Source organism: Verrucomicrobiota bacterium, assembly GCA_016871495.1.
In the GTDB taxonomy this organism is placed as follows: Bacteria; Verrucomicrobiota; Verrucomicrobiia; order Limisphaerales; family VHDF01; genus VHDF01.
The window spans coordinates 1-22,490 of the sequence record VHDF01000084.1 but is presented as its reverse complement, the minus strand read 5'-3'; the positions used below and the strand labels follow the sequence as shown (position 1 = coordinate 22,490).

At 61.8% G+C, this 22,490-nt stretch carries 14 protein-coding genes, 1 tRNA gene and 1 pseudogene; 2 read left to right on the top strand and 14 right to left on the bottom strand.

All coding sequences use genetic code 11. The annotated features are described in order from the left end of the window. Nucleotides 1-25 precede the first annotated feature (25 nt). A complete protein-coding gene (locus FJ404_15700; GenBank protein MBM3824305.1) occupies nucleotides 26-445 on the top strand; it encodes a PIN domain-containing protein in 420 nt (139 codons plus the stop codon). A gap of 474 nt (nucleotides 446-919) precedes the next feature. Here FJ404_15700 and FJ404_15695 read toward each other — a convergent pair whose 3' ends face one another. The 5 genes from FJ404_15695 to FJ404_15675 all read right to left on the bottom strand — a co-directional run bounded on the left by FJ404_15695 (nucleotide 920) and on the right by FJ404_15675 (nucleotide 12,648). Beyond that, nucleotides 920-2,788: a hypothetical protein gene (locus FJ404_15695; protein ID MBM3824304.1), complete on the bottom strand. Its 1,869-nt coding sequence runs from the start codon at nucleotides 2,786-2,788 to the stop codon at nucleotides 920-922. Between the two features lie 196 nt (nucleotides 2,789-2,984). Then, nucleotides 2,985-3,848 (bottom strand): uracil-DNA glycosylase, encoded by an 864-nt coding sequence (locus FJ404_15690; protein MBM3824303.1) that lies wholly within the window; start codon nucleotides 3,846-3,848, stop codon nucleotides 2,985-2,987. A gap of 125 nt (nucleotides 3,849-3,973) precedes the next feature. Beyond that, nucleotides 3,974-6,082 carry a DUF885 domain-containing protein gene (locus tag FJ404_15685; GenBank protein ID MBM3824302.1) on the bottom strand — a complete coding sequence of 703 codons (2,109 nt, stop codon included), beginning with the start codon at nucleotides 6,080-6,082 and terminating at the stop codon, nucleotides 3,974-3,976. A gap of 41 nt (nucleotides 6,083-6,123) precedes the next feature. Continuing rightward, nucleotides 6,124-11,064 carry a hypothetical protein gene (locus FJ404_15680; GenBank protein ID MBM3824301.1) on the bottom strand — a complete coding sequence of 1,647 codons (4,941 nt, stop codon included), beginning with the start codon at nucleotides 11,062-11,064 and terminating at the stop codon, nucleotides 6,124-6,126. Nucleotides 11,065-11,190: 126 nt separating this feature from the next. After that, entirely contained in the window at nucleotides 11,191-12,648 is a 1,458-nt protein-coding gene (locus tag FJ404_15675) for an aldehyde dehydrogenase family protein (GenBank protein MBM3824300.1), read from the bottom strand. 128 nt (nucleotides 12,649-12,776) lie between these two features. Here FJ404_15675 and FJ404_15670 point away from each other — a divergent pair, with 128 nt between their 5' ends. Continuing rightward, nucleotides 12,777-13,685 carry a ferritin-like domain-containing protein gene (locus FJ404_15670; protein ID MBM3824299.1) on the top strand — a complete coding sequence of 303 codons (909 nt, stop codon included), beginning with the start codon at nucleotides 12,777-12,779 and terminating at the stop codon, nucleotides 13,683-13,685. Nucleotides 13,686-13,735: 50 nt separating this feature from the next. Here FJ404_15670 and FJ404_15665 read toward each other — a convergent pair whose 3' ends face one another. From FJ404_15665 to FJ404_15625, 9 genes and pseudogenes are all read right to left on the bottom strand, one after another. Then, complete coding sequence (locus FJ404_15665) at nucleotides 13,736-14,659, bottom strand: undecaprenyl/decaprenyl-phosphate alpha-N-acetylglucosaminyl 1-phosphate transferase (protein MBM3824298.1); 924 nt, start codon at nucleotides 14,657-14,659, stop codon at nucleotides 13,736-13,738. Between the two features lie 127 nt (nucleotides 14,660-14,786). After that, nucleotides 14,787-15,581: a glycosyltransferase gene (locus tag FJ404_15660; protein MBM3824297.1), complete on the bottom strand. Its 795-nt coding sequence runs from the start codon at nucleotides 15,579-15,581 to the stop codon at nucleotides 14,787-14,789. Beyond that, nucleotides 15,433-15,996, bottom strand: a complete 564-nt coding sequence (locus FJ404_15655; protein ID MBM3824296.1) for a glycosyltransferase — start codon at nucleotides 15,994-15,996, stop codon at nucleotides 15,433-15,435. The genes FJ404_15660 and FJ404_15655 overlap by 149 nt, the downstream gene beginning before the upstream one ends. After that, nucleotides 15,912-17,105, bottom strand: coding sequence for a glycosyltransferase family 4 protein (locus tag FJ404_15650; protein ID MBM3824295.1), 1,194 nt, complete (start codon nucleotides 17,103-17,105; stop codon nucleotides 15,912-15,914). Before FJ404_15650 ends, FJ404_15655 begins: the two co-directional genes overlap by 85 nt. An 18-nt stretch (nucleotides 17,106-17,123) precedes the next feature. After that, on the bottom strand, nucleotides 17,124-17,639 hold the full coding sequence (locus tag FJ404_15645) for a glycosyltransferase (GenBank protein ID MBM3824294.1): 516 nt from the start codon (nucleotides 17,637-17,639) through the stop codon (nucleotides 17,124-17,126). Then, a complete protein-coding gene (locus tag FJ404_15640; protein ID MBM3824293.1) occupies nucleotides 17,636-19,342 on the bottom strand; it encodes a secretion system protein E in 1,707 nt (568 codons plus the stop codon). The genes FJ404_15645 and FJ404_15640 overlap by 4 nt, the downstream gene beginning before the upstream one ends. 12 nt (nucleotides 19,343-19,354) lie before the next feature. Next, nucleotides 19,355-19,882, bottom strand: coding sequence for a hypothetical protein (locus FJ404_15635; protein ID MBM3824292.1), 528 nt, complete (start codon nucleotides 19,880-19,882; stop codon nucleotides 19,355-19,357). An 816-nt stretch (nucleotides 19,883-20,698) separates the two neighbouring features. Next, a tRNA-Met gene (locus FJ404_15630) sits at nucleotides 20,699-20,773 on the bottom strand. Between the two features lie 52 nt (nucleotides 20,774-20,825). Next, nucleotides 20,826-22,208, bottom strand: a pseudogene (locus FJ404_15625) (hypothetical protein). Between the last annotated feature and the right edge of the window lie 282 nt (nucleotides 22,209-22,490).

The following is a 22,490-nucleotide window of genomic DNA, read 5'->3' as shown; positions in this document are numbered from 1 at the left end:
CACCAGGACATTGACTCCATTCTCTATGGCGGCCGCTGACGTGATGATGGACAGCGCGGGTTTTCTCGCCCTCTGGGATGGGGCCGACGAGCACCAGGCGGCAGCCCTCAGCCTGCACGCCGAGTTGCTCCGCAAGCGCCGCCGCTTCCTGACCACGGAATACGTGGTGGACGAAACCGTAACTCTGTTGCTGGTCCGGCACAGTCACGAAGCCGCGGTGGACTTCCTCGACACCATCGAACGCAGCGAGGCGCTCCGGTTGGAATGGATCGGGCCGGACCGCTTCCACGCAGCGGGAAAGTTGTTTCGCAAACACAAAGACAAGGAGTGGTCCTTCACCGACTGCGTCAGTTTCGCCACCATGCACGAACTCCAGATCCGCGACGCCTTCACCACGAATCGCCATTTCAAACAGGCCGGCTTTGTACCTCTCCTTAAAGCCTGACCAAATTCGACATTCCTCATTCGGCTTTCGTCATTTTCCCAATGCCCCTCTTTGAACGTCCCCCCCCTCGAAACCCTCGCGCACGCCAAGGACCGCTGGACGCCCATCCGTTCTCCCCACCCGCGTGGGGATGGTCCGGCGATTCTTCGACGCGTGTCTGCCGGCCTCGGGTTCTCCCCACCCGCGTGGGGCATCGCCGATTGTAACATTGCTGCGGCTGATTCGCCAAAGCGGAACACAGCCGCGCTCCGGCACCCGTGTATCCCGATGTTGTTGGTAGGGCGGGCCTGTCCCAGCCCGCCGCCCACGGGATGCAAAACATCATGCTCCGGCGGCGCGCCGGGACGGACGCGCCCTACCTGCATCCCCGGCAACTTCGGGATGCACCGTTCCGGCACGAGCCAATACTACCGACAACTTGGAGAAGCACCGCTGACCCAAACATACGCCGTTCCAGAATGGGTTGCCTCCCCCTCACTCCTCTCCGAAGCGCAGCCAGCCGAATCTGTGAGGGGTGTGCGCCGTCCTCGTCGCGGTCGGGCTCCAGGCGAGGAACGTTCTTGTCGCGGCTTGATGCCGGTAAAGGTTCAGACGCCACCGATCCCCCGCCCGCGGCGGTTTCGAAGACAATGCGGCGAGCGGAATCCTCATCTCGCAGGTCCATACCCCGCCTCGCCGATCCACCCGCGTGGCGGCCTCGAATCCACTGCTCCACTCGAAATCCTTCCGGTCGGGAGTCAGGGTCAAGTCCAGCTTCTCCCCGGTCGGGGCCACCTCGAACTCGGTGTAAACCTCCGGACGCGCCGGATCGGACGCGATGAAAGCTTCCACCACATCCCGATCCCACAATCCAAGGCGTTCCCCCTTCATCTCCGGCGGCGTAAACACCGTCATCCGATCAAACGGAGCCCGGTATCCCAAGTAGAGAAAATGATCGGACCACAGAACTCGAACCGTGGTGCGGTACTCGGGTCGCCGGATGCCTTCCCGCAAGGTGGAATCCACCAACACCTCCTCCGCCCCTCGCCAACTCCCATGGCGTAAGGCCCCATCCAGGGCAAAGTCCCGCCCGATCCGCTTGGCGGTCATCGCGGGGAGGGGCATGGACCGAATCAAGATCCTCCGCGCATTGTCATAATAAATTTTACGCAACACCTCGGCCGACAATCCGATGGAGCGAATCGTCCAGTCGCCTTGAATCGGCGTCATATGGGGCCAGTCCCGATCACGAGTCTCCAGCCAGCGCCGGTACTTCAAGAAGAACACCAGGGCGTCCTCGTCTCCGGGCGGAGGTTCGTCTCCGCTGGAGCCGAGGATCAACCGGTCATGCACTTGAAAGTCGGTGGCGAAGACGATCCGATCCTGATGCCGGTGAAAGAGCTGGCGCAGGCGCTCCGGATCGTGACGCCCCAGTTCGGGGACACGCGCGGCAAGATCCGCCATCATGTTCGGATACCGATCCAACGACGCCTCGACCCAGTCCAGATCCTCAGCGTTGTTGGCGAAATGGACGCAGACGAACGTGGTCTGAGGGTGCCGGGCGATCACGCGATTGAGGGCGGCGAGAAGTTCCTCGCGCGGGGGATACTTGGCCGGATCGCCGAACCACCACGGTTTATGATCGCGCAGTTCCTTCCAACGCTCGTTGCGCTCGTCGTAGGGGAGCCAGAAGGCGCGCGGATCGGCCACGTGAATGCTGACGGGCAATCCCAACTCACCGCATCGCCGCCAAACTCCGTCGAGCTTCGGATCGTCCACGGTGATGAGTTTGCCGGCGCCATCCCTGAGATAGAGGCCCAGGCGTTTGAATTCCTTGAGACCGGCGGCGCCAAGCCGGTGAGCGGTCTCGACCTGCTGAATCGCACGCCCCGGCCACTCGGGCGAGTCCCAGTTTGAATAATCGAGATTGAAATAAAGGAGAAAACGGTCCGGTGCGGTCTTCTGAGCCAGCTGCCAGTTCCGCTCAAACGGGGAAGGTTGATCTCCGGAGCGAGTCACGACGCCTCCGCTCAGATTGACGGCAAGACGAATGTTCGCTGCGTCCATGATGCGGAGTGCCCGGTCGAGGTGATGAGGCGTGGACGCAATGTGCTGGTGAAGATCGATGATCGCGGGAGGCGGACCGAGTCGTTTCCGCCAGGATTCGGCCATCACGCGGGCGGCGGGCAAGACCGCCATCAAGGACGCCAGACAAACGAGCCGCAAACCGAACCCGGCAAATCGAAACCGCTGCTCAGGCAACCACGGCAGAATGATTCCTGGGACCGGAAACAAGCCTTCGGAGCGAAAGTTGTGGGTCATAAGCTTAGAAACGATTGGACGTGAATGTTCGGCCGGGAGCATCGCCTACCGCCTGGAACGCGCAACAGCTCAAAATCGATGACGGCTTGATTGACAATCCACCCACAAACGGCCGGATCCATCGCGGCGGCGCTTCCGGAACGCGGCTGTGTCCGAAGGATCAGCCGCAGCAACGTTGCCGGGCGAGAGCTCGTCGATCATTCCTCCCGCGTCGCCCCGCGATCCGCGGAGGCGACCTCTACCCCGCCGCTTGCAGGAAAAAGCCTCGCTGTTTTTCACTGACGGGCATTTGCAACCGGTCCATCACTTTCAACATGTCTTCCCAGACTTTGCGCTTCTCGCTCAGGGCTTGGTTGCGGAGAAGGTAGGCCGGATGGTAGGTCGGCATGACCGGGGTTGAATGGAACGACTGCCACTGTCCCCGCAAGCGGGTAATACCAAGCGTTTTGCCCAGCAATCCTTCGACGGCGGTGGCCCCCAGCGCCACGATGACCTTGGGCTGAATGATGTCGATCTGTTCCAGGAGGTGAGGCATGCAGGTTTGCATTTCCTCCATGGTAGGCTTGCGGTTTCCGGCGGTTTGGCCCGGAGTGTCGGGACGGCACTTCAAGATGTTAGCGATGAACACATCCTGACGGGAAAGGCCCATCGCCTGAATGATCTTGGTCAGCAACTGGCCGGCTCTGCCCACGAACGGTTCCCCCTGCTCGTCTTCGTCGGCACCGGGCGCCTCGCCGACAAAGAGGAGCGGGCTATGAACATTGCCCACTCCGAAGACGACGGACTTGCGCGAGGACGCAAGATGCGGGCATTTCATGCAACCCAGGACCCGCTCTCGCAACGAGGCCATGGCGGCCTCCTTTTCGGCCGCAGAGCGCGAGAGTGGGGGAGTCGGGAGAGCGGTTGTTTTATCGGATTCAGCTTGGGAGGGCATGGCAAGGGGTGGAGTCGAGGATGGCGCGGGTGGATCGCTTGGGCGAGAGACCGGGCGGACCGGAGCGACGGATACCTCCACTCGATTGGGGGCGGGCCTGAACGGTTTTGTTTCCGGGATGGCGCGTGAGGTGGATGTCAGCGGGCGGGAGAGTTCCTCCAAGGCCATCCGGGCGATGGGGGTCAGGGGGAGTCCCACCAGACCGTCCGCTTTTTGCTGACGCAGATGGTCGATCAAAGAATCGATGAGATTCCGAAACTGGGCGTGGGGTTCAGGGGCGGAAGATTCCACGTTTAGAGGGTCTCGGGCCACAGGGCTGGATCTTTCAAGAGGGTTTCCCGCAGCAGGCGGATGGGCGGTGAACCGGCGGCCAGAACAGCGTTGTGAAACTTGAGCAGGCTGAACTCCTTGCCTTCCTGTTGTTCGTAATCGCGCCTGAGCTTGAGCAATTGCAGCTTGCCAAGCGTGTAATAGAGGTAACCCGGATCGAACGTGCCGCGAATCGCCTCCTGGCGGGCGGGTTTGGGTTCGTAGAAGGCTTGCGTTTCAAAAAAGCGCGCGGCTTCGTCCAGAGAGAAAGTCCCGCAATGCATCTCGATGGAAACGCAGAGGCGGCAGAGCCGAAGGAGCGCTTCACCCGATTGCGCGAGGCGGTAACTCAAGGCTCTCCTTTCACTCTCGCGATCTTTCTTCTTGGGATCCTGTCCAAAACCCTCGTCGATGACCATCTGTTCGGCATAGTGAGCCCACCCCTCGGCGAAAGGATAGCTCACGTAAACCTTGCGCAGGCGGGTCATCGGCGTGGCATTGACCCACAGGAACTGCGTGTAGTGGCCGGGATAAGCCTCGTGAATGGAAACGACGTCCGTCGTGTAGCGGTTGAACGCGGTGAGCCATTCCGCTTGTTGCGCAGGCGTCCACTCGGGCTCGACAGGCGTGATGTAGTAGTAGGCTTCGGATCCTTTGGATTCGAAAGGACCCGGCGTGTCCATGGAGGCGAAACTGGTGGCGCGCGCGTAGCGTGGCGTTTCCGCCACTTGGACGCGGAATTCCGAAGGGATGGTGGCGAGCTGCCTCTCGATGACGAAGCTCCGAATGGCCTCCAGATTCTTGTGAGTTTCCTCGATCAACATGTCCGCCGTCGGATGATTCGTCTGAATCGTTTGATAGACCTTGATCGGTGGCGTCGTGGGATCGAGCTTGCGGGCGGTGTCGGCAAAAACGCGTTGTTCCGCCGCCAAAGCTTGGCGTCCCATTTCCAAAATCCTCTCGGGTGGAAGATCAATGAGGTCCGCCTGCAACATGCGCACGAAGCGGGCGCGCCCCAGGGCAAAGTGCTGGTGCGCCTTGGGCAAACGGGTCGCCTCGAGCCAGTCCGCATATCGATTGAATTCGGCGAGAGCGAGCCGGGCGGTCTCGCGCAACCGGGTTTTCAGCTTGGGGTCGCGCAAACCTTCCGTGGCGAGAGGCAGATCGCGCGCGATGAACTCCGCGCCGCCCCGGGCATTCTGAATGGCCGTTTCAACGTGGGGCTTGGGCAGTGACTCCTCGAGATGGGCACGGGCCGACCGGAACACGTCCGGGGCTTGCTCGAGCACAAGCGTCAGGGCGTGCACGCGTTGCTCGAGAGGCGCGTAATTTCGCTTGAGGTAAACATTGAGGTCGAGCGCGGCGGCGTAGGCCATCGGGTTGGACGGCGATCCTTCAAAACCGCCATCGAGGCGCAGCAAGTCCAGTCGAATCATCGAAAGGGCCATTTCCACCTCATGGCGCGCCGCAACGGTCTTGAGCGCGGGAAGCAACGCCTCGAACCGGCGCTGTTCCTGCTCAAGCGCCCGCTTCTCGGCGCGGATTCCCGCCGGACTCCAATCGGAGATTTTCCCATCGAACTGGTGCAGGCCGAGGGAGACGGCAAAACCGGGCCGGGCGGCGAGATAGCGATCGAGAAACGATTCGACCGCCGGATGGCCGGGAGGCGTTGCCGCCGAGGGGAGGACATGGGGGGCAGCGGCAGGCTCGTCCGATCTGGTTTTCTTCTCGCTCGAATTCATGCAACCGGACAAGAGCAAGCACAGGAGAAGCCAGCATCCACTTGGGATGCGGGTGGATCGGTCTCGCCGGAAGAACACGCGCCCTCGCAGCACATGTTGAAGCAAGGATACCGAGGGGCGAACCCCAGTGCAGTGCATCCGCCAGGGAGAGGTGGCTGTTGTCGCCTGACGACAACCCGGCACGCGCTCAGGAGGCGGGCTCCCCTGAATTCGACGCCTCGGCGAAGCAGCTCCGCGGCTCGTCCCGCCGTGAAGAGTTCCTTCTCCATCCCCTGGCGGAGGCACCGGTCCTGTGGCCATGTTGCGCGATGACATCGAGAACGCAGGAGGGTCTGGGAATTTCGGCGTCATGGGTCGGCGGACGTGCCAAGCACCTTGTCCGACGCCACGCGTCAAAACAAGAGCCGAACGCGGTAAAACACCGGCCCTTCCGGCACGAAGGTGTCCCTCCACTCGTTGATCGGCTCCGTAGCCGGCAGGATGCCGGAAACTGGCGCGAAATCGACGGCGCCGTTCACTGCTCTCTCCACGATGTATCTTCGCCCCAGCGCGGATTTCCAGCGGATGAGGAGCGCACCGGATTCCTCGCTCACGGGAGTCATTTCAAAGCGGGACGCCCCCGACAACGGGTCCGTGCCCGCCGCGAGCTCGGCGGAGTTGCTCAGGCCGTCACGATCCGTGTCCGTCGCTTGAGCGGATACTGTCAATCCACCAAAGGTCGCCAGTTCCCAAGCGTCGGAGGTTCCATCCTTGTCCGCATCCGCAAAAGGCTGGAAAACAAGCGTCAAGAAGCGGCTGCGATCGGATTGAGAAGAGATGAGGAGCTGGTAATCGGCTTTGGATTCGAGCGGACTGGGCATTTCCACCACGAGCTCCCATTTCCGGCCTGGGTCCAGGACGGGCGCGGTCCATGTCTTCACCGCGCCCGCAGACAAGGTGGCCTGCACGACCCCTTCTTGCGAGATGCGGAGACTCATGGAGGAGTCGGAGAGGAGGCCGAATTGGATTTGATCGGGAAAACTGCCTTCGAGCAGAAGCGAGAGCGGGACGAGGAGGGGCTGCCCGGGGGCCACGGGCAAGGAAATCGGCACGCTCAACGTCCGTTCCATGGGCAAGAAAAGGTTCCGTTCCCCCAGAGGAATGGAAACCGAGGCGTCAAAAGAAGCACGGTCATGGAGGAAAACCTGACTGACTTGAGAGAAGCCCTCGCCCAAAACGGCGGGAGATTCGGAGCGAAAGACGACAAAACGCCCGGTGGAATTGAATCGTGCTCCCACGCTCGCGCCGTGAAGCCTGTGTCCTGTCACGGGAACCGAAATCGGTTCCACCACCCCCTTGGTGCGGTCGTAGACAAAGGCATCCACGAACAGGTTGGTGTCTCCACGCAAAACCCCGGGGACCCGGGTGTTCAGTGCGATGAACCGTCCGTCAGGACTCAAAGCCGAACCTTGGAAGCCCGGATCCCCGTTGAACCCTGGGATCAGGGGAGACACGGCTTCACTCCGCCCTGTTTCACGATGAAAAAGGTAAAGGCTGGAGGCGGCCGATGGACCGTCCAGATCTTTCGCGCTGGAACTGAAGAGCACGAGACTGCCATCGGCAGAAAGGGAGAGGATCGCGCTGGCGCCTGCGGCGCTGCCCCCACCCGCCCGGCGGCTGATCAAGCGCACGACCCCACTTTGCGTGTCGACCAGAAACGCGTCAGACTCATTGTTTTCATCATTGGGAACGAGGTCACTGGCTCGAGAGTCGAAAACCACCCAGCGCCCGTCGTGGGAAATCTCGGGATTCGTGCTTTCCCCCGCGCCGGTTCGCTGGCCAGGGGTCAGGCTGAGGCAGCGTGTGGAACTTGTGTTCAAATCGTGCAGGAAGACATCCCAAGCATCGTTGAAATCCCCGGCAGCGAGATCCGGAGCCATGGATTGAAACACCACAAAACGTCCATCACCACTCAGGGCGGGATTTTCGCTGCCTCGCGTGGCTTCCTGCCCGGCGCTGCCAACACTCACTCGTCGCACCCGCCGGGTGGCCATGTCTTTGACGAACACGTCAACCACCTCGTTGCGATCGCCGGTCACCAGGTTATCGGCCCGTGAACTGAAGGCCACCGCCAACCCGTTGGAAGAGATGGATGGCGTGTCGCTCGGTCCATTCCCGATCGCACCCGCCTGAGTGGCGCTGACCAATTCGATTCGGCCGGAGGTGTGGTTGTGGAGAAAAACATCCGAGTAAAAATTCTCGTCTCCGTCAACCAGGGTGGCCGCCTCGGATTGAAAGACCACGCGCGACCCGTCGCCATTGAGCATGGCACCTCTGCTTTCCAGTTCGCCAGGCGTGCCATCCGACGCGGAGCTGATGAGGGCGAACCCGGGAGGAGAAACGGAAGGGGTCACCACCAGGCGCACCGCGTCCCTCGTTCGTCCAGACCCATCGAGAACGTCCAGATCCATCAAAGCCGTGACAGAGTCCACGCCGAATGCAGGCGTCATCTGGAGCGACACGGTCAAGGACTCGCCGGGTCCCAACCGAGGGGTCATCCATCCCGCGCCCAAAGGCAAGGAAGTCGTGGAGGTGCCGTGCTGGCCGATGACCGTCCAACCCGGCGGCAGCCCATGGCTTCGCAAGGTGAATGATTCGGCACTCGTGCCCAGGTTGGACAACCTCGCCCTGAAGCGCATGGCCCCAGGGACCTGAGGACGTGCTTCAGCTCTCTGCACCACACCAGGGTGGACCACCCCGCCCCCGTCCTCGGCCCCGCCGGGATCAAGTGCAATGGAGAGATCCGGCAACGAACCACCGCGATCGATGAGAAAAACATCGCTGGCGGCATTCCCATCGCCCGGCACGAGGTTGAACCCGCGGCTTTGGAAAGCGAACCAACGTCCGTCATGGCTCAACGAGGGAAACAGGGAGCTCTCTCCGCCAGGATTCCCAATCGGATTGAAGCTGATCGGCCCCAACGATTCCGTCAGCACGTCGTAAAGATAGAGCTGTGAAAAAATGGAACTGGAACGTTTCTCCAAATCCCGGGCATCGGAGGCAAACGCCACCACGCGGCCATCTCCACTGATCGCGGGCAGAAACGCACTCGACGCGGAAGCCCGGCCCGAAAGATTCTTCGAAACCAGCGTCGTCGTGCGTAGAACCCGGTCCCGAAGCATCACCTGATCCTCCCCCAGAGCCGACCCGGTCAGATTCGCGGCATTCGAGATAAACGCCACCCGACGCCCGTCCCCACTCACGACCGGATACGAACTGTTCCCGTTGCCCCCCGCGCCCGTGGACGAAACGCTGATTCGTTCCAAGCTGTCCTCGACCCGGTCGTGCACATAGACATCCTCGCGATTGTTGCGATCATCTCCAAGGAGCTGCCCATCCGAAGAGAAGGCGACGTATCGTCCGTCGGCGCTGATGGACGGCGCAAAATTTTCGCCGTCGAAAGCGGTCCCGAGTTTGCTGGCGCTGACACGACGCAGATTCTCCCGGCCCAGCCGGTCATAGAGGAAAATGTCGAACTCAAAGCCGGCGTCGTCAGCCGTCAGGTTGTCCGCGGCAGACATGTAGGCCACCCACCGTCCGTCCGCGCTCACGACGGGAAGCCCGCTCGGACCGTTGGCCATGGAACCGGGGCTGCTGCGGCTGATCAACGTGAGTGTTCCCGCCTCCCGGTCGAACAGGAACACGTCGGACATGGTCCGGTTCCCGTCATCGGCCACGAGGTTCGACGCTTCGGATTCGAAGACCACGAAGCGGCCATCGCGGCTGACGGAGGGATAGCTGCTGTCGCGATTGCCCGGAACACCCGCCGCGCTTGCAGAGACCAACGTCATGGTGTTCCGCTCAAGATCCAACAAATAAACCTGTTCTCGTCCATTCCCTCCGATCGCAACCAGGTTGGTGGCCAGCGAACTGAAGGCCACCCAACGACCGTCCGCACTCAAGGAGGGAGTGTAACTGGAGTCCGAACCGAATGCTCCGCCCTGGGTTCGGCTGGCCAAGACGATCGCCGGGCCTTCGGGGCGAGAGCCAGAAGGTTTCGGAGCGGGCTTCACCGAAGGCTGCTGGGGAATCGGTGCCGCGCCGGAGACCCGTTCCATCGCGCGCGCCAGGTTCAGCCGTCCTCCCGATACGACCCGGGTCTCCCAGGCGGGCAATCGATCGACGGAATCCATCAAGACCGATTTGAGCTGATCCCGGGTGAGGTCGGGCCGTTTCGCCAAAAGCAGTGCCGCGGCCCCGGCCACGTGAGGCGAAGCCATCGAGGTGCCCTGGAAGGAGGCGTACCAAGGGCCGCCTTTGAGCGTGCTCAGAATGGATACGCCCGGCGCAGCCAGATGCACGGTCTCGCGCCCGTAGTTCGTAAAGGAAGCGGGTTCGTCAGCCTCGTCGGACGCGGCCACTGAAATCACGCCCGGCGCGTCGAACGTGGCGGGAAAGCCGGGGAAATGATCGCTGTCCAAACCCGAATTGCCCGCCGCGCAAACGAGGAGGATGCCGGCGGCAGACGCGATGCGAAAGGCCTCGCGAATCGCGGCGCTGGGGAAATCATTGCCCCAGCTATTGTTGAGGACGCGCAGATTCACGCCGCGCTGCTTCATAGCCACGGCGTAATCGAAGGCTTCCATGATGTCCGCCGTTTCCCCGAATTGGTCGGCCCGACCGATGCGCAACGCCATCAAACTGACGCTCCAATTGAGGCCCGTCACACCCGTCGCGTTGTTGCCGACGGCGCCGATGGTGCCCGCCACATGCGTGCCATGGCCATCGTCGTCTCGTGGATCGCCATCATTCTCGATCACATCGATGCCATGCACGTCATCGGCGTAGCCGTTGCCGTCGTCATCCAGGGAGTTGCCCGGGATTTCGCCGGGATTTCGCCACAGGTTGAAGTTGAGATCGGGATGGGTGTAGTCGATGCCCGTATCCACCACGCCCACCACGACGGAAGCATCGCCGGTGGTGCTGTTCCAGGCGGCGGGAGCGCCAATTCTGTTCAAGCCCCACAACTCGGGGTAGCGAGCGTCGTTCGGCGTCGCGAGTTTCCGGACGGGGCGGCTGACTTCCGCCCAAAGGACATCCGGATGACGACGGTAGCGCTCGACCATCGCGGCGGCGTCGGGAACCGAGATGCGCTCCCAGCCCAGGCGCGGAAAGACCTTCTTGACCACGGCTTCATCCGCGTGAGCGGGATGGCGGCCCATTCGAACCTCGGGGTCGTTTCGGAATTTGACCAGCAGGTCGGCGCCGAAGGCGGAGGGAAACCCGAGCAGCAAGGACGCCATTGAAGCGAGAGCCATTCTGCGCGGGAAAGCGCGTCGAATCAGTGCATGCATACGTTTTCGGGTCCATCGAACGAAGACGCTCGCCGCCCCGGATCCCGGAATGGATCCCGGCGCTCCTCCATCCTCCTCGGTGAGGGGTGCTGCTCCCGGGTGCTGTGAGCGGAACCGCGACGGCGTTTACACCGAATAATCGAGATAGACCGTGCGCAATCGGGAGTAGAACTCCACCGCAGAAGCACCTTGTTCCTTGAAGGTGTCCGTGCTCGATTTCTTCACCCCCCCGAAGGGCGCTTGGAGCGCGAGTCCGGTCGAAATCTGGTTGACTTTGATGACCCCGGCCTGGATGCGGTCGGCGTAGAGCATGGCCTTGCGCAAGTCGCGAGTGACGACGGATGCCGATAGTCCCGCCTCGACGCCGTTGGCGATGTCAATGGCGTGATCAAAATGATCGGCCGCGATCACAGCGACCACCGGACCGAAGATTTCCTCCTGGGCAATCCGCATGTCGGGACTCACGCGATCGACCACGGCGGGTTCCATGAACCAGCCGTGCTGAAGTTCACCCTCGACCAGCCGTTTCCCGCCCCAGGCCACACGGGCTCCGGCTCGCGCCGCCTCCGCGATGGCATCCAAATTACCTTGCAGCTCGGCCTCGCTGACGGCGGGGCCCATCTCGACGCCGGCACCCAGGCCGGGGCCGACTTTGAGCGCCTTCGCCCGCGCAACCAGCCTTTCCACGAACGGTTCCAGCACACTCTTGTCAACGATGGCCCGGCTGGTCGCCGTGCAAGCCTGGCCGGTCAAGCCAAAGCCGGCACGGGCCACCAGGTTCGCCGCCAGGTCGAGATCCGCGTCGGCCAAGACCAACGTCGGATTCTTCCCGCCCATTTCCATCTGCGCCCGGGCCATGCGCGGGGCAAGCTGGTGGTAAACGCGGGCTCCCACCGCATGCGATCCCGTGAAGGAAAGCGCCACGACCTCGGGATGCTCGGCCAGAGCGGAACCCACCTCGGAACCCCCGCCGACGATGACATTGAGGACTCCGCCGGGAAGTCCCGCCTCGTGCAGGATCTTCGCAAGCTCCAGCGAAAGCGCGGGGGCTTGGGATGCGGGCTTGAGCACCACCGCGTTGCCGCACAGCAACGCGGGAGCGAGCTTCCAGGCGGGGATGGCCACCGGAAAATTCCAAGGCGTAATAAGCCCCACCACTCCGAGCGACTGACGGGAAGTAAAAAGCAAGTTGTGAGGCAGGTCATGCGGAATGGTCTGGCCACCCAGCACGTAGCTTTGTCCGCCAAAGAATCGAAAGATATCGACCGCGCGTTGAACTTCCCCGGTGCTCTCCGCCAGCGTCTTGCCCTCCTCGCGCGTGAGGAGTTCAGCGAGCTCGGCTTTGCGGGCCTCGAGGAGCTGGGAAGCCTTGCTCAGAACGCGCCCCCGCGCCACCGGAGTCAAGGCGGACCACGCGGCGTGAGCTTTGCGGGCGGCGGCCACGGCATCGAGGACATCCTGCCTGGATCCGACCGCATAGGATGCGACGACCTCGCGGGCGTCGGCGGGGTTCCTGGTCGTCCAGGGTTGTGCGGAAACTGAGGGTCGGCCTTCTCCGCCAATCCAGTTAAGATAATGACGCATGAGGTGTGCGGACGTGTTCGAGTTCGATTTGCCGGTCCGATCTGTGCCTCCGAACGATGCCTGAACCGCGCGCCTTTGGCCATGAACAAAATGGACCGAAGCACTGTCTTAACTTTGTCATGCAAAGTATGTGCTCATGGATTTCGAGGTTTCCCTGGCGAAACGTGGTGTTGACCACCCTGAATCATTTCGAAGGATTCTTTCCCCGCGGTGGACGCTGGAGTTGGGATCCAGGCCAGCCCCACCCCCACCAGGAAATCGAAGCCTCTCCGGATGGCAATACCTCCAACCGCACCTATTCCCGCACGCTCGATTACTCATACTGGATCGAGCATTTCCATCGAAACCGGCTCCACCGAGCCGAGCCTGACTGGTCCGAACCGCTTCGCATGTCCCCGCAGAAGATCGAGGCCCTGCGCCCTTCCATCGTCCAATTCCAACTCGGCGACGGGGGAGGAGAATGCCGGTTGCTCGCCCGAGATGCGGAGCGCTTCCGCGGCCGGGCCCAAGCAGCGACCACCGTCGTGGACCTTTGGTTCCGGGAGGAAGCGGAACACGCGCGTTTGCTCTCCCACGCGGTGGCACGGCTTGGCGGAAAGCCCATCTCCACCCACTGGAGTTACGAGGCTTTTTGCCTTTGCCGCCGGAGGTTCGGAGTCCGATTCGAGCTCCAAGTGCTGACGCTCACCGAATTGGTGAGCACGGGATATTACCGCCTGCTGCAACAGCATGTCGAAGACCCACCCCTGGAAAGAATATGCGCCCTGATTCTGCGCGACGAGGCCGGGCATGTGGCGTTTCAGCGGGCGCGTTTGCAAGCCGATGGGGTCCGCACGGAAGGCGTTCGAGGCTGGATCTGGAAGACACAATTCTGGATTTGCGGCTTGGCCGCGGCGACCGTGTTGTGGTCGAGCCACGGACGTTGCCTGAAACCTTTGGGAGCCACCACGCCCCAATTCCTACTCGAAGTGATTCGCGAGATCGGGGGGTTCGTGCGTGGAGTGGGGCCGAAGCGCCGGGACCAGGCGGGTTCGTGAAACCTCGACGGGCCAGAGGCGCGAGAAACCAATCCGCCTTCACTCCGGGGTCAGTCGCTCTTGTTCCCCGGTTTCTTGCGCGATTTGAGCGCCATGGCGGCTATCAACACCGAAAGGAGGAGCGCTCCAAATCCCAGCGTGGCCGTGGAATGCTTCAGACTCAGATCGATGGCAATCGTCCCCATCACCAGGGTGAAACCATAGAGGAAAAACGCCGCCTCCCGCTGATTCCAGCCCATGCGCAGCAGCCGGTGATACACATGAGTCTTGTCCGCCGAAAACACCGGCGCCCCGCGCCAGATCCTTCCTGCCATGACCGATACGGTGTCGAAGAGCGGGAGCCCGAAGAGCAGAATGGGCACCGCGATGAGCGTGGCCGTCGCGGCCTTGAACAACGACAGAATGCTGATACACGCGAGGGCCAGCCCCAAAAACAAACTCCCCGTGTCTCCCAGGAAAATGCTCGCGGGTGAAAAATTGTAGGGGAGAAATCCCAGACAGGCTCCGGCCAGACACAAGGTCAGCAAAGCCACCATGATCTGGCCTTGCATGATGTTGATCAGCGCCAGGGCCAACGCGATGCAGAACGTGACTCCGGTGGCGAGCCCGTCGATCCCGTCGAGCAGGTTCATGGCGTTGGTGATCCCGACGATCCACAGCACGGTCACCGGCAGCGCCAGCCAACCCAGCTTCCAGGCATCCCCGAAAGGATTGCTCAACTCCGTGATTTGAAAACCGCCCAGAAACAACACCAACGAAGCCGCAATCTGAACGGTGAACTTCTTCCAGGCCCCGGCACCCTTCATGTCATCGTAAATCCCCAGCCCGAGCATCATCAATGCCGCCACCAACATGGCGAGCGTCATCTTCTCGTAATTCTGGAAGGTCAAGGAAACTTGATTGTGGATCAGGTAAAGCACCGGAAACGGCGAGCAGAATCCGGCAAAGACCGCCAACCCACCCAATCGCGGCATTGGCGAGCGATGGATCTTCCTGGCTTCCGGATGATCCACCGCCCCCACATCAAGGCGACCCGTCGGGCCAGCGGCGTCAAGAGCCAGGCCACCACCGCCGCCATGAGCAACACGGCAAAATAGGTCTTCATGACGTGTTCAGCGCGCCCGGCGCCAAACGCCGGAAAAGCTCCCAGTACCTCTGGATCATTTTTTCCTGGTCGAACTCGGATTGCGCTCGCCGTCGAGCCGCTTCGCCAAGATCGTGCCGAAATGCGGAATCCGACAGCAGCCTCTTGAGAGCCAGCCGGAGCGCTTCCGCATCGGCGGGAGGCACGGTCAAGCCCGTCACTCCGTCCTGGCTGACCCAAGGCACGCCCGTCGGCACCGAAGTATTCACCACCGGTTTGCCGCACGCCATGGCCTCGACCTGAACAAGACCGAAGGCTTCGGCGGGACTGATCGAAGGCAATACAAACACCGTGCATGCATGGAGCAAGTCCGTGAATGGCTCGTCTTCGGCCGCCCCCCAAAAAACGGCTCGATCTCCAAGCCCCAGACTGAAGGCCAGCGACTTCAGTTCAGGCTCCAGCGGACCCGCCCCCACCAGCCAGACGATCACGTCCAGCTCGCGGCAAGCTTCCAGCAAGTAACGTTGTCCCTTGTAACCCACGAGCCGCCCCGCCGTCAGCACGGCAGGCTTGCCCCCCAAGGCGCCAAGCAAGTCGGAGACGCGCGACGTGCGTCGTCCATCCCAGGCGAAACGGGCCAGATCCACGCCGTAAGGAATCACTTCAACCTTGGACCGATGGGGCTGCAACGCCTTCGAATGCTGTGCCAGGACTCTCGACGCGGTTACAATGCAGCGCGATGTTCGCAAAAGCCATCGCTGCAAGGGAGCGTAAAAAAGCCGAGCGCGCCTGCCGGACAATTTCGCTGTGATAAGAAATCACCAAGGGGGTTTTCCGCGAACCGAGGAAACACGCCGCGTCCATCAGCGGATTGGGAAAATGCCCGTGCCACACGTCGGCCGGATAACGCTTCGCCGCCCCCAGATAACCCGGGCACAGTGGGAGGGAGAGCGCCTCTCCTCGCCGGGCGCAGCGATGCACCCACACGCCGTTCCTCACCTCCTCCGCATCCTCGTTCCGGTCGTGGGAAACCACACAATCAACTCTAGCCCCCCGGCGCACGAAGCCTTCGGACCACGCCTGCACCAAAGTTTCAATGCCGCCGCGGCCCGGGGCGCAGTATTTTCCCAACTCCAGGATCTTCATGTCTCCCGTTCCTCGGCCCACTGTTCCCAGGCCCGGATCCATGGTTCCCAACTGAAACGTTCCGACACATGCTCGCGGCATCGCGCCGCGGACGGCAACCCTTCGGGATGCGTGAGGCTGCGCTCCAACTTCATGGCCAGATCTTGGACCGAACCCGGCTCGAAGAGCAATTCAGGGGACAATGGCTCCAAAATCTCGGGTGTGGCCGCCGACCGCGAGCCCAAGACCGGAGTTCCACAGGCCATCGACTCGATGGTGGCCAAGCCCAACCCTTCCAAATCCAGCGACGGCATCACCGTCACGTCCGCCGCTCCGTAAAGCTTCGGCAATACCTCCTCCTCCACTCTTCCCAAAAACCGCACCCTTTCCACGACGCCCGCGCCCTTCGCGCAACGGCGCAGCGCGGCATCGTAAGGACCCGTTCCGGCAATCCACAACTGGGCTTGGGGAACGCTTGGGACGACCAGGGCAAACGCGGAAATCAAGACCTCCAACCCCATGCGAGGATCGAGCCGCCTGACCGCCAGCACCATCCGGTCCGCCGGGCGAAGGCCCCACTCCGCGCGCAACGCTTCGCGATGGGATGGAACGTCAAAGCGTTCTAAATCCACAGAGTCGTGCAAGCGCTGCACGGGGGGAAGCGCCACGGGATGCCATTCGCTCAACTTCGATTCAAAATGACGGCTGATGACGACGATGCGTTTTGCACCCGCCAACAGCCTTCGCTCCCTCTGCTCGAATTGGCGCTCGAGCCAGCCATCCCACAGGCGCCACACCGCAGGACGGTTTCGCGCCGAGGCCGACCACGCGTATTCTCTGGCCCAAGGTCCCTGAAATACCGCGATCCAGGGCACGCCCAACCCGCGAACCGCGGGCTCAAAATAGGCATGGTGAGTTCCCACCAACACGGTCCCACCCGCGCGATCGAGCAGCTCCCGGCCAATCATCCTTGCCTGCCGATTACGTTCGAAAAAGGCGGGACGCCACCGGGAAGGCCGGGCGGGTCCCACCCGATGAATGCGCACCTTCGCCCGGATCTCGAAAGCCTCGAAGGACGCACCCGGATGATTCGTGATCACATCCATGTCATGACCCCGGCCCGCCAGCCGCCTCGACAATTCCTCGGTCACGCGCCAGGCACCACCCGGGATGTCCGGGTGATAGCCGGGACTGAAAAAGAGAAAGCGCATGCGAGAAACCGGTCGTTCCTAACGGAATGAACTTTCGAACAGGCCGGACCATTCCGAAGCCACCCGATCCACCCGGAACCTCTGGTCCACTTTCCTCGTCGCGGCCCGGACCATGCCGGATCGCCCTTCGGGAGACCCCTCGAGTTTCAGGACCGCCCTCGCATAGTCGTCCGCGTCTCCGGGGCAAACCAGAAGTCCGTCAACGCCATCCTCAAGGATCTCCGGCACGCCCCCGGCACGGGCCGCCACCACGGGAATCCCGGACGCCATGGCCTCGACGATCACGCGTCCGAAAGGTTCCGGCTTCAACGATGTATGCAACACAACATCCAACGCGCGCAGCGCCCGGCCAACATCGTTGACGAAGGGGACCACATGGAGGCGAGAGCGCAGGCCTTGACGCGAGGCGCGATCCAAAACCTCGCGCTGAAAGGCGTGCTCCTCGTTGAACACCCCCCCAATACATGCCAGATGCCAGGGGGGGACCGGTGGTCGAGGCAAGAGCGTCCCGCATACGCGAGCCCGCAGGGTCAGTGGCTCGAGGTCAGCACAAGCACCTGTTCGAGCGTGGAGATGCCCTCCCGGACCTTGTCGAGAGCGACCATCCGAAGCGTCTTCATGCCTTCGGAAATCGCCACCTTCCCGACCTCCATGGAAGAAGCCCGTTTGATGACGAGTTTGCGGATTTCATCCGAAACCTCCATCGCCTCGATGATCGCGGCACGGCCTGAGTAGCCGGAGTTCTTGCAACGGTCACACCCGCGCCCTTTGTAGAGTTGCACGCCGTCGAACATCGACTGGTCGATCTGGAGATCGTCGAACATTTTCGCCGGGTAGGTCACCGGCTCCTTGCACACGCTGCACACGCGCCGCATCAAGCGTTGCGCGCAGGAAAGAATGACCGACGAGGAAATGAGGAACGGCGCGATGCCCATGTCGTCGAGGCGCGCAATGGCGCCGGGCGCGTCGTTGCAATGCATCGTGCTCAACACCTGATGCCCCGTCAGCGCCGCTTCCACCGCGATTTCCGCGGTTTCCTCGTCCCGGATCTCCCCAATCATGATGATGTCCGGATCCTGGCGCAAAATGGACCGCAAGGCGGAGGCGAAGGTGAGGCCAATCTCCTTCTTCACCGGCACCTGGTTGATCCCGGGAATCTGAAACTCGACGGGATCCTCGACCGTGATGATGTTGTAATCGGGGTTGTTCAGCTCGTTCAGGCAGGAATAGAGAGTGGTGGTCTTGCCGGAACCGGTCGGACCCGTCACCAAAATCAGGCCGTGGGGAGTGTCCACCGCAGCCTTCATTCGTCGAAACGTCTCCTTGTCCATGCTGGCGGACAGATTGGACTTGTCGAGAACGCGGAGGACGGCCTTTTCGCCGTGCACCGTCGGCAGGAAAGAAACGCGAAGGTCGACGTCTCGCCCGCCCACCCGCATGCGCATGCGACCGTCCTGGGGAAGGCGCCGCTCCGCGATGTCAAGATTGCTCATGATCTTGATGCGCGAGGAGAGCCCGACATACATGCTCTTGGGAGGCGGCGCGTTTTCGGTGAGCGCGCCGTCCACGCGGTAGCGAAGTTTGATGGACTTTTCGAAAGGCTCTAGGTGGATGTCGCTCGCCCGATCCTTGATCGCCTGCACAATGATGGCGTTGGCGAGCTTGATCACAGGGGCTTCCTCGCTGGCCGCCGCGGCCGCGTTCTCATCCAGGCTGTCGATCTCGTCCTTGATGATCTCGGCGTCTTCCTCGGCCTCCTTCTCGGCCTCGGCCACGACTTCCTGCAGGCTGCCGCCCTTGGTTTCGAGATTGTTGAGCTTGTCGATGATCGCCTTCTGGGCGGCGATCATCGGAATGACCTCAAGCCGCGTCAGGCGCTTGATGTCATCCAGCGCCAGCACGTTCAGCGGGTCGGCCATGGCCAGAAACAGCTTGTTGTCCAGCCGGGCGACCGGGATCACTTTGTGCGTTTCGGCCGTGTCTTTCTGCACCAGGTTGGCCACTTCCATCGGGATGGAAATGCGCTGCAAATTCACCGGCGGCACGTTGAGCACGCGCCCCATGGCGACAACCATGTCCACGTCCTTCACGAATTGCTTCTCGGAAAGCAGCTTCAACAGGCGGGTACCTTCCTTCTTCTGCAGTTCGAGCAACTCTTCCACCTGCTTGGTCGAAAGAAGACCGTCCTCGACCAGGGCGTCGGCGATGCGTTCTCCAAAATTCTTGACCGGAGGCATAGGAAAGGCGGATTAGCGGAATGATTTCTTGAGCGCCTTGACCAACTCGGCGGGCGGGCTCAAATACCACACGATGCGCCCGCTCGCGGCCTGCTCCAGTTCGCGGGCGGCCTGCTTGTTGAAGGGATTCGCGGTTGCCACGAGCACGGCCTTGCTCAGGGAATCGAAAGGCAGCACGCACCAGCGGCGGCAGACATCCTTGGGATACTTTCGCGCCAGCTCCATATCCACGTCGTACTTATCGATCGGGAGATAACCGAGCCGCGTTTTCTCGCAGAGCAGCTTGCGCGACTGGTCGGCGGGAACGAGGGCCTTGGCAGCAAGCACCCCGATAAAGGGCTCCATCGGCTGGGAAGGAGACTCCGACAAATCCACACTCGGCCAGTAAATGTCGAAATCGGTCGCGCTGATCAGCTTGCTCTCGACGAAGAGCTTGTGCATGCCCTGCCGTCCGTCATCGAAATCCTGCGCCGTCGCTTTGCCGGGCCTTCCTTTGCCCCGGTCGGAGTCCTTCCCGGTATACTCGATTTCCGCCGGCATGGCGGGCGCGGAAAAGCTGTTGGCACGCTTTTCGATTTCCTGCAGCGCCCCAGGACTTCCTCGTCGTTCGGACGACGCTGCAGAATGCTTTCGTACTCGAAAATGGCGGAGGTCAACTGGCCGCTCGACACATAAGCTTTGGCGATGCGTTTGGACGCGATGACCACATCCTCCTCACGGCCCAGCTTGGAATAGGCCTCCTTGAGAATCTCCAGCGATTGATAATCGTTGGGGTCCGAGGTCGTGATGACCTCGAACATTTCGATCGAGGACAGCAACTGAGCCTCCTCATTCGGAGTCAGAGAAGATGCCATGATTCTTAAGGCGCCCGAAACTTGACCGTCGCGACCCGGCCTTCCCGCAGTGGCAAAACCCAAGGTGCGGAAAATGTAGGCGGCCTCGCGCGCCGAAATCAATACTCTTCGCCCGCTCAAACACGCCTCCGTTGCCTCCGCAAGTGTTCGGGGCGCGCCGTTCACGGCGCTTCCGCTCGCGCCAACCTGCCGCAGCGATCTCCGCCCGCTGTAGGGCCCGCCGTGGGTGGACACCTTCGCCCTGGCAGCACCCTTGCCCGTTGAAGCCGCCATGCCCCTTTGAAGACACGCCTTGAGGCGGCGTGAACGCCGCGCCCCGGAGCTGCTTCGCGCATCACCGACAAGCTGTGGATGCACTGACACGCCTGCGCCCCGAGCCCGGGCGGCCGGCCGGCAGCCCACGGGAAAGCACACGACTCGGAGCCAGGTAAGAATCGTCCAGGAAGGAATCGGACGGACAAAAAGGGGCAAATCCTCTCGGCTCAATCCGGAAATGCAAAGTTGGTGCCAGAGGAGGGAATCGAACCCCCGACCAAGGGCTTATGAGTCCCCTGCTCTACCGCTGAGCTACCCTGGCCACCGCAACTTCCGAATCATCCCGGCGGACCCGAACGCGTGTCAAACGGAATTCAACCATACACCGGCTGGGAGGCAAACGTGTCGTAGACGAGGCGGTCGAGGTGATGATTCACGCGCCACGTGGCAAACACGACCATCACGGCGCAGGCCGCGAGAAATCCCACGCCAAACCAGCGATCCCCCAGCGGGATGGTCATCCACGTCGTCGCAGCGCTGATCACCGTCATCAAGATACAACACACCAGCGCTTCGCGACGCTTGTCCAGGTAATACAAAATGGTCAGTAATGAAAGCAGCAGGACCAGCAGATAAGACGCGATCAGGGAGATCTGAAAAACTCCGGTTTGCACGGCTCCCAATCCGAGAATCGGCAGGGAGCGGCCAGCCAGAAGGACCAGCACCCCGGTCGTCAAGCCCTGGACTTTGACCAGCAAGCTGAAGCCGCCCGCCAGCGCCCGCACCATCGCGTCGCGCGCCTCGTCAATCTGGGCGAGAGTGCCCTTGCGCAACACCATGTCGTAAAATTTCCGGTTGGCGTCCGCAAACTCGGTCTCCAGCTTCAAGAGAAACACCGCCATGCCCGGCACGATCGTCAAAAAAGAAAAGTAAACGACGCGGTCGTAGGTGGGAGAGGCGTAGAGAATACCCGCGACTTGTTCTCCGCGAGGATCCGCCCACCAGTAGAGAAACTTGTCGATCCAAATGCCCAGATTGTAAAACAACCCTCCCAGGGCAAGATCCCAGTAGCGGCGGAATCCGCTCAGGAAAGACGTGGCATCGGCCAGGTCGGAGCTTCCCAATTCGGCAAAGATCGCCCGGCAAAGCACGAGGAGAAGCCCGAACTGGCCGGCGACGAAACCCGTCATGGCTCCCGAAATTCCCCAGTGCTTGGCCCCTTGCCAGGCAAGCACCAGGCTCAGGCCGAATCCCAATGCAAATCCCACCAGCAGCGAATTGTAATCCTTCAGCGCGCTCAGGAACACATTGGCGACCCAGATGCACGATACCACGCACATCAAGGCCGCCGCCGCGACTCGAAACGTGAAAGGGCCGGGCACAAATCCGACGAACACGATGAGGCCCAGGAGGGTGAAGAGGAGGGCCGTGATCGCCGTGCTCGCAACATAAACCGGAAAAACGGCCCGCTTTTTCCCCAGAAACTCAAGATCCGAGACGTGGCGGGTCAACACCAACTGCAACGGCGCGCTCAAAACCAGGCTCGCACCGTAGATCACCGACACCGCGACAAAAAACACCCGGACATCCTGGTCGCCAGCCAGTGTTCTGAGCAAAACCCCCAGCATGCCAAGACTGGCCACCGCGACCAGCCACGGACCACTCCCCACCAAGCCAGCGTAACCATACGCTTGCAGCATGGAGCAATATCCCTGGCGGGACAGGATCCGATTGATTTCGAAACCTATGCCAGCCATGCGGGTGAATGGGAAGAGCGGTGGAGGGAGGGGCTCATGGGATCAGGCGGCCAAGGGATCCACCTGGGGAACGGTGCTGCCGGCACGCGGACGCAGGTAGGAATCATAAAGCTCGCGGTAAGAGTCCAGCATCATCTTCATACTATAAAAGTTTTCAGCTCGCTTGCCCGTCCAAGCCAAGTCGCCGTTCGCCATCGATCCCAAGCCGCTCGACGAGACCGCTTCGTCTCATGCGGGGCTCTTGGCCACTTCGCGCGTCTATCGCTCGCTGAAGCTCCCCGA